Origin of the sequence: Pseudarthrobacter sp. NKDBFgelt, from assembly GCF_046097905.1 — a bacterium.
In the GTDB taxonomy this organism is placed as follows: domain Bacteria; phylum Actinomycetota; class Actinomycetes; order Actinomycetales; family Micrococcaceae; genus Arthrobacter; species Arthrobacter polychromogenes.
On record NZ_JBJURL010000096.1, the window covers coordinates 1 to 13451 of the forward strand.

At 68.0% G+C, this 13451-nt stretch carries 14 protein-coding genes; 6 read left to right on the forward strand and 8 right to left on the reverse strand.

Annotated features, from left to right (window positions below; genetic code table 11):
• Window positions 1-802: aminotransferase class I/II-fold pyridoxal phosphate-dependent enzyme (locus tag ACKAE7_RS18590; protein ID WP_408979972.1), on the forward strand; the 802-nt coding region annotated here is incomplete at its 5' end.
• 43 nt (window positions 803-845) lie between these two features.
• On the opposite strand, the gene ACKAE7_RS18595 is transcribed toward ACKAE7_RS18590, so the two are convergent.
• Window positions 846-1538, reverse strand: a complete 693-nt coding sequence (locus ACKAE7_RS18595; protein ID WP_408979973.1) for an SRPBCC domain-containing protein — start codon at window positions 1536-1538, stop codon at window positions 846-848.
• On the reverse strand, window positions 1531-2160 hold the full coding sequence (locus tag ACKAE7_RS18600) for a helix-turn-helix domain-containing protein (protein ID WP_408979974.1): 630 nt from the start codon (window positions 2158-2160) through the stop codon (window positions 1531-1533). The genes ACKAE7_RS18595 and ACKAE7_RS18600 overlap by 8 nt, the downstream gene beginning before the upstream one ends.
• A 115-nt stretch (window positions 2161-2275) precedes the next feature.
• Between ACKAE7_RS18600 and ACKAE7_RS18605 the strand changes: the two genes are divergently transcribed.
• The 3 genes from ACKAE7_RS18605 to ACKAE7_RS18615 all read left to right on the forward strand — a co-directional run bounded on the left by ACKAE7_RS18605 (window position 2276) and on the right by ACKAE7_RS18615 (window position 4635).
• Entirely contained in the window at window positions 2276-3259 is a 984-nt protein-coding gene (locus ACKAE7_RS18605; RefSeq protein WP_188811670.1) for an RluA family pseudouridine synthase, read from the forward strand.
• Window positions 3260-3335: 76 nt separating this feature from the next.
• Window positions 3336-3968 (forward strand): hypothetical protein, encoded by a 633-nt coding sequence (locus ACKAE7_RS18610; RefSeq protein WP_188811506.1) that lies wholly within the window; start codon window positions 3336-3338, stop codon window positions 3966-3968.
• 40 nt (window positions 3969-4008) lie between these two features.
• On the forward strand, window positions 4009-4635 hold the full coding sequence (locus ACKAE7_RS18615; protein WP_408979975.1) for a DedA family protein: 627 nt from the start codon (window positions 4009-4011) through the stop codon (window positions 4633-4635).
• A gap of 21 nt (window positions 4636-4656) precedes the next feature.
• Here the strand turns inward: ACKAE7_RS18615 and ACKAE7_RS18620 are convergent, their stop codons facing one another.
• The 4 genes from ACKAE7_RS18620 to ACKAE7_RS18635 form a co-directional block, all read right to left on the reverse strand.
• Complete coding sequence (locus ACKAE7_RS18620; RefSeq protein WP_408979976.1) at window positions 4657-4950, reverse strand: hypothetical protein; 294 nt, start codon at window positions 4948-4950, stop codon at window positions 4657-4659.
• 142 nt (window positions 4951-5092) lie between these two features.
• Complete coding sequence (ppc, locus tag ACKAE7_RS18625; RefSeq protein ID WP_191035300.1) at window positions 5093-7924, reverse strand: phosphoenolpyruvate carboxylase; 2832 nt, start codon at window positions 7922-7924, stop codon at window positions 5093-5095.
• Window positions 7925-8036: 112 nt separating this feature from the next.
• Window positions 8037-8582 (reverse strand): hypothetical protein, encoded by a 546-nt coding sequence (locus tag ACKAE7_RS18630; protein WP_408979977.1) that lies wholly within the window; start codon window positions 8580-8582, stop codon window positions 8037-8039.
• A gap of 5 nt (window positions 8583-8587) precedes the next feature.
• Complete coding sequence (locus tag ACKAE7_RS18635) at window positions 8588-9277, reverse strand: NADPH-dependent F420 reductase (RefSeq protein ID WP_408979978.1); 690 nt, start codon at window positions 9275-9277, stop codon at window positions 8588-8590.
• 180 nt (window positions 9278-9457) lie between these two features.
• On the opposite strand from ACKAE7_RS18635, the gene ACKAE7_RS18640 reads away from it, so the two are divergent.
• Window positions 9458-10279, forward strand: a complete 822-nt coding sequence (locus ACKAE7_RS18640; protein ID WP_408979979.1) for a DUF1684 domain-containing protein — start codon at window positions 9458-9460, stop codon at window positions 10277-10279.
• A gap of 14 nt (window positions 10280-10293) precedes the next feature.
• On the opposite strand, the gene ACKAE7_RS18645 is transcribed toward ACKAE7_RS18640, so the two are convergent.
• Together ACKAE7_RS18645 and ACKAE7_RS18650 are read right to left on the reverse strand one after the other, a co-directional pair.
• Window positions 10294-11496, reverse strand: a complete 1203-nt coding sequence (locus tag ACKAE7_RS18645; protein ID WP_408979980.1) for an acyl-CoA dehydrogenase family protein — start codon at window positions 11494-11496, stop codon at window positions 10294-10296.
• Between the two features lie 44 nt (window positions 11497-11540).
• Window positions 11541-12335, reverse strand: a complete 795-nt coding sequence (locus ACKAE7_RS18650) for an SDR family NAD(P)-dependent oxidoreductase (RefSeq protein ID WP_188811494.1) — start codon at window positions 12333-12335, stop codon at window positions 11541-11543.
• A 134-nt stretch (window positions 12336-12469) separates the two neighbouring features.
• Between ACKAE7_RS18650 and ACKAE7_RS18655 the strand changes: the two genes are divergently transcribed.
• Window positions 12470-13451 (forward strand): glycoside hydrolase family 76 protein (locus ACKAE7_RS18655; protein ID WP_408979981.1); only part of this gene is annotated, 982 nt, incomplete at its 3' end.

Consider the following 13451-nt stretch of genomic DNA (forward strand, 5'->3'; position numbering starts at 1 on the left):
GGCACCACGTAGGCCAGCCGGGGCTGCGCAGGCGTGGGACATGGCCGCCCTGCAGGCCGTCCTGCAGCAGCAGCGGCCCCGGCTGGCCTACGTGGTGCCCGACTTCCACAATCCGACAGGCCAGCTGATGCCCGACCTCCAGCGCCGCCACCTGGTCCGGGCAGCTGCTGCCGCGGGAACGGTTCTGGTGGTGGACGAGACGCTGCGCGAGCTTAACCTCGATGGCGTGGAGACCGCTCCCGTCGCGGCGTTCAGTCCGGCAGTGGTGACCATCGGTTCGCTCAGCAAGTCCCATTGGGGCGGGCTGCGCACCGGCTGGATCAGGGCCTCGGAGGACCTGGTCCAACGGTTTGCCGCGGCCCGGACCTCACTTGATCTCGGCGGCCCCCTCATGGAACAGCTGGCCGCAGCGCACCTGGTCCGAGCCCTGGACGAGCCGCTGCCGGCACGGATTGCCGCCCTCCGGGACAGCCGCGCTGCCCTCCTGGAACTCCTTGCCGGCCACCTGCCGGAGTGGGAGGCGGCTTACCCCTCCGGCGGACTGTCCGCATGGTGCCGGCTGCCCGCTCCCATCAGCACTGCGCTGACCGTCATCGCCCCCGACTTCGGGATCCGGCTGGCGGCAGGCCCGCGCTTCGGGATAGGCGGCGCCTTCGAGCGCTACCTCCGGGTGCCCTTCACCCTGCCGCCGGACAAGCTCGAGGCCGCGGTCCTGGCCCTGCGTTCAGCGCAGGATCGGCTCGAGGCCGCCCCGCAGCTCCGCCGGACCCTGAAGAGCGCACCAGCCGTGGCCATCGCATGACCGGCGGGAGAACATGCCCTGCCGGCCACCACGCCCCGGACTCCTACGCGTAGGCCTTTTCCAGGAAGCCGCCCCAGGCTTTGGCCGTGGCATCCGGGTCCCCGGTGCCGCTGAAATCGTGCACGGTCATCCCCACCGGAGCGCCCCAGGCGTTGCGGCCGAAGAACCGGTACATGGCGTCAGATGTGCGCAGGCCCAGGAAGTACTCGTTGGAGAAGTCCACTTCCCCCGAAAGCCGGCCCACGCCGTCGAGCTTTAAATCCACCCGGGAACCCTGCCCCGCGGAGTCCACCCCCAGCGCGTTGCGAAGCCGCGCGAAGCCGTCCGGAGACTGGGACGCTGCCGGCGCCTGGATGTCCGTGAACACCACGGGCTGCCCGTCGAAGTGCTTCAGGTACTGGCCCAGGGTGTGGAGGTAGAACTCCGTGTGGCGGCTGGCGCCGTCGTACTGCTCATCCCAGTTGTCCGCGAAGATGCCGCTGTGGACATAGTGCAGGCGGGCGCGGCCGCCGTCGAGCGGTTCCAGCACATGCTCGAGCTGGTTGAACCAGCCGTCCGGGCCCTCAATCCGGGAGACCAGGTGGGTGGGATACTCCTGGACGGTCTTGACGTCCGGCCACCCGTCCGTAGGGAACATCCACGCGGGCGTTCCGGTGGTCACAGCCTCCCAGACCCGCTCCGGCGTGCCCGGAAGTTCGGTGTCGTAGACGATGTCGAAGTTGCGGTTGTCAGTCATTGCCCTGCTCCTTGCCTGAAGGGGTTTCTGTAGGTTCTTTGGCCGGTTTGAGAACGGGGTGCAGCGCCACCACCAGCCGGTGCCGGCGCCCGCGGGGTGCGTCGCCGTCGTGGTATTTGTCCACCAGCCGGGTGACCGCCACGCCGAGCTCTTCGGCGAACGCTGCGCGGTCGGCCGCAGTCCGGAACGTGACTTCACCGTCCACCGCGAAGGTGGCAAGCTTCTGGCGGGCAGCGGCCGCGCCGGCGATCAGCTTTCCCATCTCCTGGACCATGCGGCCCGCAAGCGCCAGCAGCCAGAACGCCGAAAAATGGCTGGAAAAGCGGCCCGGATCCGGGGATACCGAGGCCAGCGCCTGGGGTGAGATCAGGTAGGACGACGCTGTGGCCTGGAGGATGCGTTCGGTCATGTTGCCTTTGCGCCGCTCCTCCACCAGCTCCACCAGGCCGTGCTTTTCCAGGGCCTTGAGGTGGTAGTTGACCTTCTGCCGCGGCAGGCCCACCCGCACCGCGAGCTGGGTTGCCGAGGCCGGCTGCACCAGTTCGCGAAGGATCCGGGTACGGATCGGGTCCAGCGACGCCTCGGCCGCGGCGGGATCCTCGATGACGGCTATCTCCAACATGCTTCAAGTATCGCTACCGACAAATTTTATTGTCAAGAACTTTTTTGTGTTCGGTGACCGGTTCGCTGGAGGCGCCGCCAGGGGCGGCAGGACCCGCCGGTAGAATGGTCCGGTGATGCAATCCCCTCTTCCCGTGCGCGACGGCGTCAACGCCACCCGGCTGCGCCTCCCCGGAGAGGGCCCCTGGGACACGGCAATGGACTACATGATGCACCGCTGGGGGCACATCGACCCGCAGGGCATTGAGGACAGGTTCGACGCCGGCGAGATCGTTGGCGAGGGCGGGGTGCCGCTGGACCGCACCACTCCCCTGCAGGACCACACGTTCATCTGGTACTACCGCAGCCTCCCGCCGGAGACGCGGATTCCGGTGGAGATCACCATCCTCCACCAGGACGAACACCTGCTGGTGGTGGACAAGCCGCACTTCCTGCCCACCACCCCCGGCGGCACCTACATCCAGGAGTCGGCGCTGGTCCGGCTGCGCAACCAACTGGAGCTGCCGGACCTGATCCCCATGCACCGGCTGGACCGCATGACGGCCGGGGTCCTGCTGTTCTCCACCAATCCCCGGACCCGCGGCAGGTACCAGGTGCTCTTCGAGAAGCGGCAGGTCCAGAAGGAATACGAGTGTGTGTCCGCCGCAGACCCCGCGGAGGGTTATCCCGCCGTCGGCTTCCCGGTGGTGGTCCGCAACCGGATGACCAAGTCGCGCAGCTACCTGCTCGCCGAGGTCATCGACGGCGAACCTAACGCGGAAACGCGGATCGAGCGGCTGGAAACGTTCGACGGCGGCGCTGCGTCGGGTGCGGCCGGCACCTCTGCCGCGACACCGGACAGTCCCCGGCGGCTGGCCCGGTACCGGCTCGAGCCGCACACCGGAAAGACGCACCAGCTGCGGGTGCACATGGCGTCGCTGGGGCTGGGCATCGTCAACGACGCCTTCTACCCGGACCTGCTGGACAAGGCTCCGGACGACTACACCCGGCCCCTCCAGCTCCTGGCCCGCGGCATCCGGTTCGTGGATCCCATGAGCTGCGAGCCCGTGGAGTACCGCAGCGGGCTGGAACTCAGCGAGGCAGGTCCGGGCCAGGCCTGATCCGCCGTCGCCCCCTGGATGGCCGGTCCGGACAGGACTATCCTGAGGGGTACCTGGGGCAAGGCAAGGAACCATCATGGACGCATTGGCCTGGATCCCGGGCGACCGCACCGCAGCCAGGGCCGCCTATGCCGCCGCGGGCCTGGGCGCAGTGGGGGTAGCCACCCTCGGCGCCATGTATGCAGTGGAAGTACCCCGCAACGGCCCCTACGTCTTCGGCACCATCAATGACGCAACAGGTGCCCTGTTCAACCTGGCGGCCATCCCCGTGATCCTGCAGGTGCACCGCCGGCTGCCGCGGACGGGTGCCTCGGAGGCCGGCAAATGGGTGGTTACCGCTTCCTGCGCCGCCGGATCAGCAAGCTCGTTCCTGCTTGTTTTCAAACAGCTCGACTTCAAGAGTTCCACAGTTGTCTCGGTTGCGGCCATGACGGTCCAGGCCGGGTGGTTCCTGCTGGCACACCGGGCGCTCCTGGCCTCCGGCGCCTACCCGCGGAACCTCGCCCGGCTTGGACAGGCCATCGGAGGCACACTGCTGGTGGCGCTGCCGGTGGCTGGCCTGACCTGGGCTGAGCAGCTTCCCCTCTGGGTCCGCTACGGCATCGGCGGGGCAGGGGTCGCGGCGGGAGCAGCCGCCTGGGTCGCCTGGCCCTACTGGTACTTCCTGGCGGGGCAGCACCTCAGCCGGTCACCGAACTCCGAACCGTAAGGGCAGGGCCGGCCGGCCGAATCTGCGGTACGTTGTGGCCATGGACTTCGGCAACGCTGAGAGCTGGGGGTCGGCGATCTATTTCTGGATCATCCCCGTGGTCCTCGGCGACGCCATTTTTCCCCTGATCCCCTCCGAGATGGTGGTGATCACCGGCGGCGCCCTGTCCGCGGACGGCCGGACCAACGTGTTCCTGGTGGGGTTCCTTGCCGCCGTGGCGTCCTGGGTCGGCGACATGGTGGTTTTCCAGCTCTTCCGGCGGCGGTTGAGCCACGTACTGGACCGCTGGGCCTGGGGCCGCAAGGTCCACCGCGGGATCCATGACGCCATTGCCAGGGCCGGCCGGTCCTCCACGTACGGGACCATCATCGGAGCCAGGTTCATCCCGGGCGGCCGCCTTGCCACCTCCGCCGCAGCCGGCATCGCCAATGTCGCCGTCCGGGGTTTCAGCCTGTGCGCAGGGATCGGGGCGGTGCTCTGGGCCTGCTGGCTGGTGGGCCTGGGCTACTTCACCGGCTCGGCCACCGGGCTGCCGTTCTGGGCCAGCTCCCTCATCGGGGTGGTGCTCGGCCTGGTGGTGGGGGCCGCCGTCGGCGTTATTGCCACGCGCCGGCGCGGCAATCCGTCAGCGGTGGAGGAACCCGGCCCGCTGGCTCCCGAAGCCTGAGCCCCCGCCTTATACCACCCGCTACACCGGCGTCCAGCGGCCGCGGCTGCGGCGCAGCACGGTCAGGGCCACGCGTTCGACGGCGTCACGCATCATGGCTGCCGAATCCCGCGCCTGCCGGTTCTCGCCGCTGTACTCGGTGGCGTCAACGAGGAAGCGCAGGGTCAGCTGCGGTACTCCCCCGGCAAGCTGCAGCTGGTGGGCCTCCACATGGTGCCGGGTCCCCAGGACTTCCACCGCGGTGTCCATGACGGCCTCGGGCGGGTTGCCCGGCCGCAGCCCGGTGATTTTCAGTCGGGTCTGGAAGGAAGGCATGCCCTCCAGCCTATCCCGGCGGCTCCCCTGTCCCCCAAGGCCCTGCAACGCTCTCTCACTTTCTGCAGGAAAACCACCAACGCTCTCGCACCCGTGATAGAGCGTTGGGGAAAAACCGGCATTAGGTGAGAGAGCGTCGGGGCTAGCCGGTGTTGCGGAGGCCTGCCGCCACGCCGTTGACGGTGATGAGCATGGCCCGCTGCAGCCGTTCGTCGATCTCCGCGCCGGTGATGCCGTCCGCTTTTTCAGCGGCTTCGGCAGCTTCCGCCCGGACACGGCGGAGCAGCTCCACCTGGAGGTAGCTGATGGGGTCCAAATACTGGTCCCGGATTTCCAGCGAGCGCTTCAGCGTGGGCTGGGCGTCCAGGAGCAGGTTCTCACCCGTCAGGTTCTGCACCTCGGCCACGGTGAGCTCGTATTCCTCGCGGATGGCCCGGAAGATGTGGTGGAGCTCTTCGGGGACCAGGGTGGAGACGTAGTAGCCGGCGATGTCCAGGTCAGTCTTGGCCAGGGTCATTTCCACGTTGGAGAGCACCGACCGGAAGAAGTTCCAGTTCTCCCACATCTCCACCAGCTGCGCGGTGTTGCCGGCCTCGCGGGCGGCCTTGAGGCCGGAGCCAACGCCGAACCAGCCGGGCACTATCTGGCGTGACTGCGTCCAGCCGAACACCCAGGGGATGGCGCGCAGCCCGCCGAGCCCCGCGCCGGAGTCCGGGCGCTTGGACGGGCGGGAGCCGATGTTCAGGGAGCCCAGCTGCTCCACCGGAGTGGAGGCCATGAAGTAGGCGGGAAGGTCCGGATGGTCGATCAGCTTGCGGTACCGCTCGAAAGCGGCGTCGGAGATGGTTTCCATGACGTGCCCGTACCGTTCCCGCTGGTCCGCCGAGGTGCGCGGATCGCGGTGCAGGGCAGAGCCCTGCAGCACGGCGGCGAGGGACAGTTCCAGGTTTTCGCGGGCGAGTTCAGGCAGAGAGTACTTGTCCGAGATGACCTCGCCCTGCTCGGTGAATTTAATTTCGCCTTCCAGAACGCCGTTGGGCTGGGCCAGGATGGCGTCGTAGGTGGGTCCGCCGCCGCGGCCCACGGATCCGCCGCGGCCGTGGAACAGGCGCACGCGCACGCCGTGCTTGGCGGCGATGTCGCGCAGCTTGCGCTGGGTCTTGTGGATCTCCCACTGGCTGGTCATCACGCCGGATTCCTTGTTGGAGTCCGAATAGCCCAGCATGACCTCCTGCACGTCGCCGCGGAGGCGCACGAGTTCCCGGTAGGACGGATCGGACAGCAGCTGGTCCACGATTTCGGCCGAGGCGCGCAGCTCCTCCACGGTCTCCAGCAGCGGCGCGAACCCGATCTTGGCGTAGGGCTTCTCCCCGAAAAGGTTCACCAGGCCGGCCTCACGGGCCAGGACGGCGGCGGCAAGCACGTCATCGGCGCCGCGGGTCATGGAGATGATGTAGGTCTCGATGACGTCAGGGCCGTAAGCGCGCAGCGCGCGGCGGATCTCACGGAAGACGTCGTACGTGCCGTCGGCGGCGCCGTCGAGCTTAATGGGGTGTCCGGACAGCGGCCGGCGGGAGGCGAGCTCGGAGCCGAGCACCTCGAGCCGCTGCCCGCGGCTGAGTTCCGCGTACCGCACGCCCGGCCCGCCCAGCCGGTCCATCAGCTGGCCGACGGCGTCGTGGTGGTGGTCCGCGTGTTCGCGGATGTCCAGGGTGGCCAGGTGGAGTCCAAAGGAGGCAATGGCGCGGCGGACCCGGGCGAGCGCGCCGTCAGCAGCCAACGACGCCGAGTGGTTCCGGAGCGAGAGTTCCACGAGCTCAAGGTCCGCAAGGAGTTCGCCGGTTCCGCTGTAGTCGCGGCCGTGCTCGTGATTGGAGTTTGCGGCCACCCGCTTGCCCGTGTTGATCAGCTTGGCTTTGACGCAGGTGAGCTTCAGCCGGTAGGGCTCCTGGGCATTGAGCTCCAGGACGCGCTTGTCCAGGCCGGGCAGTTTCTCCAGGTCCGCCTCGATGGAGTCCAGCAGCTCCTGGTCCGCGCCGGCGAGCGCGGTGGAGTTGGACAGGATGGAGATCAGTTCATCGATCATTCCGATGCTGATCCGGACAGCATGCTGGTTCTGGATCTGCAGGATCTCGCGGGTGACTGCCGCGGTGACGTTGGGGTTGCCGTCGCGGTCGCCGCCGATCCAGGAGCCGAAGCGGATGGGCGCTTCCTGCGAGGCAAGGGTCACGCCGTGCTCGCCGAGCAGTTCAGAGAGTTCGGTGAGCATCTCCGGCATGGCGTCCGTCAGGATGCTGCTGAGGTAATAGATGGCGTTGCGGGCCTCGTCCACCGGCGTGGGCCGGACCTGGCGGAGTTCGTCGGTCTGCCACATCTGGTCGATGATCTCGGCCAGCTGGCGGTCCTGGCGGCGCCGGGCTGTGGTGCCCTCGGCGCTGGGCTGGGCCAGGACGTCGGAAAGCTTGCGGATCTTGTCCAGCACCGAACGGCGCGAGGCTTCGGTGGGGTGCGCGGTGAAAATGGGGCGGACGTCCAGCCCGTTGACCACTTCCTGCAGCACGCCGGAGCCCGCCTGCTCTGCGATGTCCGCTACGGTCTTGGCCAGCCAGCCGTCTTTTTCGGCGCGGGTCCGCAGGCCGCGGACCCGGTGGACCTGTTCCGCCGCGTTGGCGAGGTGGAAGTAGAAGGCGAAGGCACGGACCAGGTCGGTGGCCTGCTCGATGGGCAGTGAGCCCAGGAGTTCGCGGACCTGGGCTACGACGTCGTGTGCGCTCCACGGGCCGGTGGCATCGGCGCCGCCCCGGGCGGCTTCCTTGGATTCCTTGGTGAGGAGGCGGACCTGCTCCACCAGGTCAAGGAGTTCGGGACCGTGCTGGCGGACGAGCGATTCACCCAGCAGGGTGGACACGCGGCGGACGTCTGCCCTCAGTTCGGAGGCAAGATCGGTTTCGGGATTCGTTGCAGTGTGAGCCATGGAAACTATCTTTCGAGGGTTCGGACTTGGCTCGTACACTGCGCTGGATACTGTGAGCCACGTAACTAGCTAAAGATGCTACCCGCAGTGCGGCGCCGTGGGTGAATCCGTCTCAGATAATGTCGCGTACGGGGTAACCTACATGGCGTTTGACGTGGTCCAGCTCCTTTCGGAGCTGTTCAACTTCAGCCCGGTACGCGGTCAATTCCGCGGTGCGGCGCCGGGCAGCCCTGGCACCGGCTGCCATGGCCACCAGGGCCAGCGGCACTGAAAGCGCCAGGGCCCAGCCCGCGGCAGCAAAGAACTCCAGTGCCACCGGCAGGGCAGACCGGAAGTCAACGAACTCGTTGACGCCGTCGGCCACGCCGCCCAGCATCCCTTCCAGCGGTTCCAGGAACTGCCCCACCATGGGTGCATCGGAAAGCGGGGGCGGGCTCAGCCGGGACTGCCGGTCACCGCCCCAGCGGCCGTCCCCCAAGTGGTTCAGCACGTAGATCCCGGCGCCCGCGCTGGCGGCCATGAACACCAGCACTGCGGCCAAACCTGCAAGGTGGGGCCGCCTCGGGCGCCACAGAAGGACCGCCAGGCCGGCTGCGGCGGCGGCGATCCAGGTCAAGGCCCTCAGCCACTCGGTGCTTACTCCAGCAAGTATGTCCACGGCACCTATTCAACCGCGCGGACCACCTTGATATTGAAATTGGGTGTGCCCAGGGCGGAGTAGAGGCGCAGCCAGAGCGGAAGCAGCATCTCGGCGCCGCGGGCCGTGGTGATGTCGCCCAGGTCGATCACATCGCGGTGGCCCAGCTCCTCCAGCAAACCCCTGACCACGGTCTTTGCGTCCGGATCATCCCCTGACAGGAAGACGGAATGGTCGCCGCCGGCGAGCCGGCGCGGATCCACCATCAGTCCGGCATTCATCGTGTTAAGGGTCTTCACAACCCGCGCGCCGGGGAAGGCCCGCTGGATCCGCTCGGCGAGGCTGTCCGTGTTCACGGGGTTCAGTACCGGCGGCATGCCCTGGGAGAAATCCAGGGGGTTGGACACGTCCATCAGCACTTTGCCGGCAAGCCGTGCTGCCCCGGCCGAGCTTAGTGCCTCCAGCGCTCCAGCGCCGTTCGTGGCATTAACCACCAACTCGGCGGCCCCCGCAGCCTCGGCGAACGTTGTCAGCGGGATGTGACGGTTCGCGGCATGCCATTCGCTGAACGCAGGCGCACCCATCATGTCCGGCCCGGTCCTGGCGGACGTGGCACCCGGATCCCGGGTTCCGATGTCCGCGTCATGCCCCAGCGCGGTGAACGCACCCGCGAGGGTCCGCCCCACCATGCCTGTGCCAAGCACCGCAATCTTCATGGCCTCCTCCTGTGGAAAGCAGACAGCTTGAAAGTCGTGTGAAATGCAGGCGCGAAGGCTGTGAAGCAACCTGCCTGCTGGTTCCGAGAGTACTCCCCGGCCCGGACAAGGCAAGCGCCGGAATGAACAACGGCGCGGAGCGGTTGTAGCCGGGGCAAACCGAAACGCTCGAAAGGAACCATGGGCACCCTCCCGGCCGCCAAGGTGGAACGCTGGCAGCGCTTCCGCGACAACCGCAACAAGGCCCTCGCTGCCCCCCACGGCTGGCTCACCCTCACCTCGTTCCAGTGGCTGGAGGACTCTCCCGCCGCCGTCGAACTGGCACCCGGCCTCTGGTCAACGGATGGTACGACGGCGTCACTCACCTCAGTGCCCGCGGACGGGCTGTCCCTGGTGGAGTCAGGGGACGCTGTGCCCGGGACCATCACGGCGGCCCTTGCCGATGAGGAGTCCCTGATGTGGGTGCAGTTCGGCGGCCCCGGCGGGGACCAGGTGGTGGTGGAACTGGCCAGGCGGGCCGGGCGCTACGCGATCCGGACCCGGGACGCGGCCTCGCCGGTGCTCACCGAATTCACCGGCGTCCCCACTTACGGCTACAAACCGGAGTGGGAGGTGGCGGGCCGGTTCGAGCCGTATCCCGCGCCCGTGGATGTTCCCATCGCCACAGCCAACCCCCTGGTGGACGGCGTCCACCGGAGCGTGGGTGAGGTGGTGTTCCGGGTCCCCGGCAGCGGCCACGAGTTCCGGCTGCAGGCGGAAGGGGAGAAGCTCGGGGCGCTGACCGTCACGTTCCATGACGAAACCAACGGGGAATCCACGGATGACTGGCGGAAGCTCGCCGTGCCCCGCCCGCGGCCGGACCATTCGGTGGTCCTGGACTTCAACCGCGCCATCAACTATCCCAGCGCGTTCACCCCCTACGGCACGTGCCCCATGCCCGTGAAGAACAATTCGCTGGACGTGCGCGTGGAGGCGGGCGAGAAGCTGCCCGCGTCCGATTGAGCTGATTGGCTGAATCAGGCGATGGCTGACATTCCGGTGACGGCCCGGCCTGCGATCAGGGTGTTGATTTCGAAGGACCCTTCGTACGTGTAGATCGCTTCGGCGTCGGAGAAGATCTTCGCCATCCGGTAGTCGGTGACAATGCCGTTGCCGCCCAGGATGGACCGGCCCAGGGCCACCGTCTCCCGCATCCGTGCGCTCACGTACGACTTCGCGAGTGCCACCTGGGGCATGTCCGCGGCGCCTTCATCCTGCAGCCGTGCCAGTCCGGCCATCATCCCCATGCCGGCCACGGCGTTGCCCAGCATGGTCACCAGCTGCTGCTGGATGAGCTGGAACTGGGCCAGCGGCCTGCCGAACTGATGCCGCTCCACGGCGTACCGCCGGGCGACGTCAAAGGCGGCAAGCTGCTGGCCTACGGCCTGCCACGCCACCATGATCCGTGAACCCCGCAGCAGCTCCCTGGTGTCGGCGAAACTGCTGATATTCGCGAACCGGTCGGCCTCGGCCACGTGCACATCCGCCAGGACAATGTCCGCATTCTGCACCGTCCGCAACGCGATCTTGTTTTCGATCCGGGTCCGGCTGACGCCCGGCAGGGTGGCGTCCACAATGAACCCGCGCACGGACCCGTCAGCCTCGTCGCGGGCCCACACCAGCATGTAGTCGCAGAACGTCCCGTTGCCGATCCAGCGCTTCGCGCCGTTCAGCACCCAGGTATCGCCGCCGTCGTCCGGCTCTCCGGTGGCCGACGAGATCCGCCGCGCCCGCGTCTCCATCCCGCCGGCAACGTCCGAGCCGTGGTTCGGTTCGGTGAGGGCAAACGCACCGGTGATGCGCAGGCTGGAGGCGTCGGCCAGCAGCCGCTGCTTCTGGTCCTCACTGCCGAAGTCGTACAGCGACTGAACGAACAGATCGTGGTGGACCATAAAAAACGTGGCGATCGAGGTGTCCACGCGCGTCATCTCGGCGATGACCAGGCCGGCGAACAGGTGGCTGTAGCCGCGCTCAGCGGGAGTGCTCAGCTCCAGGGCAGCCAGCTTGGGCAGGATGTGCGCCGGGAATTCGGCCTTGTTCCACCAGTCCCCCGCGTAAGGGGCGATCTCCGCCGCCAGGAATTCCCGCAGCTCGGCCAGCTTGTCCCGTTCCTTCCGGTCCAGCAGCGATTCAAAGGCGAAAAAGTCTGCGGAGGGCAGGTCCGGCATGCTGTCCGGCATCGTTTCAGGCCCGGCCGTTTGAGGCGCAGTTCTCTCAGCCCCCATCATTTCGGTCCCATCCGGATGGCCCCGTCCAGGCGGATGGTCTCTCCGTTCAGCATGGCGTTCTCCACGATGTGCGCCACGAGGGCCGCGTATTCGCCGGGTTTGCCGAGCCGGGAGGGATGCGGCACCTGTGCGCCCAGGGAATCCTGGGCGTCCTGGGGCAGCCCGGCCATCATGGGCGTTTCGAAGATGCCGGGGGCGATAGTGACCACCCGCACAAGCGAGCGCGCCAGTTCGCGTGCGATGGGCAGGGTCATGGCCGCCACGGCACCTTTGGAAGCAGCATAGGCGGGCTGGCCGATCTGCCCCTCGAAGGCGGCAACGGAGGCGGTGTTGACGATCACGCCGCGTTCCGGGCCGCCCAGTTCCGTGACGGCCGGCTCCGTCTCAACCATCGCGGCCGCCGCCAGCCGCAGGACGTTGAAGGTGCCGATCAGGTTCACCTGGATGACGCGGCTGAATGCTTCAAGGGGAAGCACGCCGTCCCGGCCAAGGACCTTTCCGGGAGTGGCGATCCCGGCGCAGTTCACCACAATGCGCAGCGGCCCCAGTCTGGCGGCGGTGCCGACGGCGGCCTGCACCTCGGCTTCGTTCGTCACGTCTGCGGGGGAAAAGACGGCGGTCCGCCCTTGAGTCCGGGACGCATTGAGCTCTTCTGCCAGGGCCGCGCCGCCGGAGGACGGGAGGTCGACCAGCACCACGGAAGCGCCGTCGCGGAACAGCCTCCGGGCAGTAGCCGCCCCCAAGCCGGAGGCTCCCCCGGTCACCAGTGCAACAGCGCCTTTGACGTCCATACATCCTCCTTGATGCGGGCCCGCGGCGGCTTAAGGCCGCCAGGTGTTAGTTAGTGAATGTTAACTGAAATACCGGTAACCCGCACCAGCGGCCGGCCGGGACCGGGCCGGGGCCGCGCGTTAGGGTGGAAAGCATGACCCGCCTGGACCCCGCCCCCGCCCGCCAGGACCCGTTCCGCTGGGACGCCAGAGCCAACCAGGCTGCACAGTCCGTAACCGCGCTCTTCGGGCGGAGGCTGTTCTTCCTGCCAGGCACCCACCTGGGGGCCGTGAAATGGCCTTCCCCCGCATGGCACAAGGACCCCAAGGGAGCGCTGGCAGGCCCCTGGCATTACTGGTGGCAGGCACATTATGTTGACTGCCTGGTTGATGCGGGACGGCGGGAACTGGCCAACGGCGCCACGCCGGCCGCCAGGTTCAACGGCCCCGGCCACCCCAGTGCCGGGCGGCTGGCATCCCGACTGGTTACCGGGATCCGCCTGCGCAACGCTTTCACCTTTGTCAACAGCTATTACGACGACATGGCCTGGCTGGCGCTCGCCACCCACCGGCTCGACACCCTCGCCGGGGAGGCACGCAGGCGCGGCCGCCGGCGCAACGCCCGCGTCCGCAGGTCCCTTACCCTGCAGTTCGAGGCCGCCTGCACGGATGACCTGAACGGCGGCGCCTTCTGGAGCAAGAAACGGGATTTCAAGAACACCCCGGCCTCGGCGCCCATAGCGCTCCACTTTGCCCGGACCGGCCACCCGCAGAAAGCCCGGGCGCTGCTGGACTGGCTGGATGCCACCCTTTTCGACCCGGACCAGGGCCTGTACCTGGACGGCGCACGGCTTGGCCCGGCCGGGGAAGTGCTGGTGGAACGCACGGTCTACACCTACAACCAGGGCCCCGTACTGGGCGCCCTTCTGGAAATGGGCGGGGAGGCAGACCTTGCCCGGGCAGCAATGGTGGTGGACGCGGTGGACCGGCTGCTCACAGTCCCATCCTCCACCGGAAAGCCACAGGCTCCTTCACCGGTGCGTACGGCCGGCGGCGCGCCATCCACCGGCGCCGTGGCCAGCAGCCCCATGACCAGCAGCGGGGGCCGGGTGCTGCGCTGCGAGGGATCGGGCGACG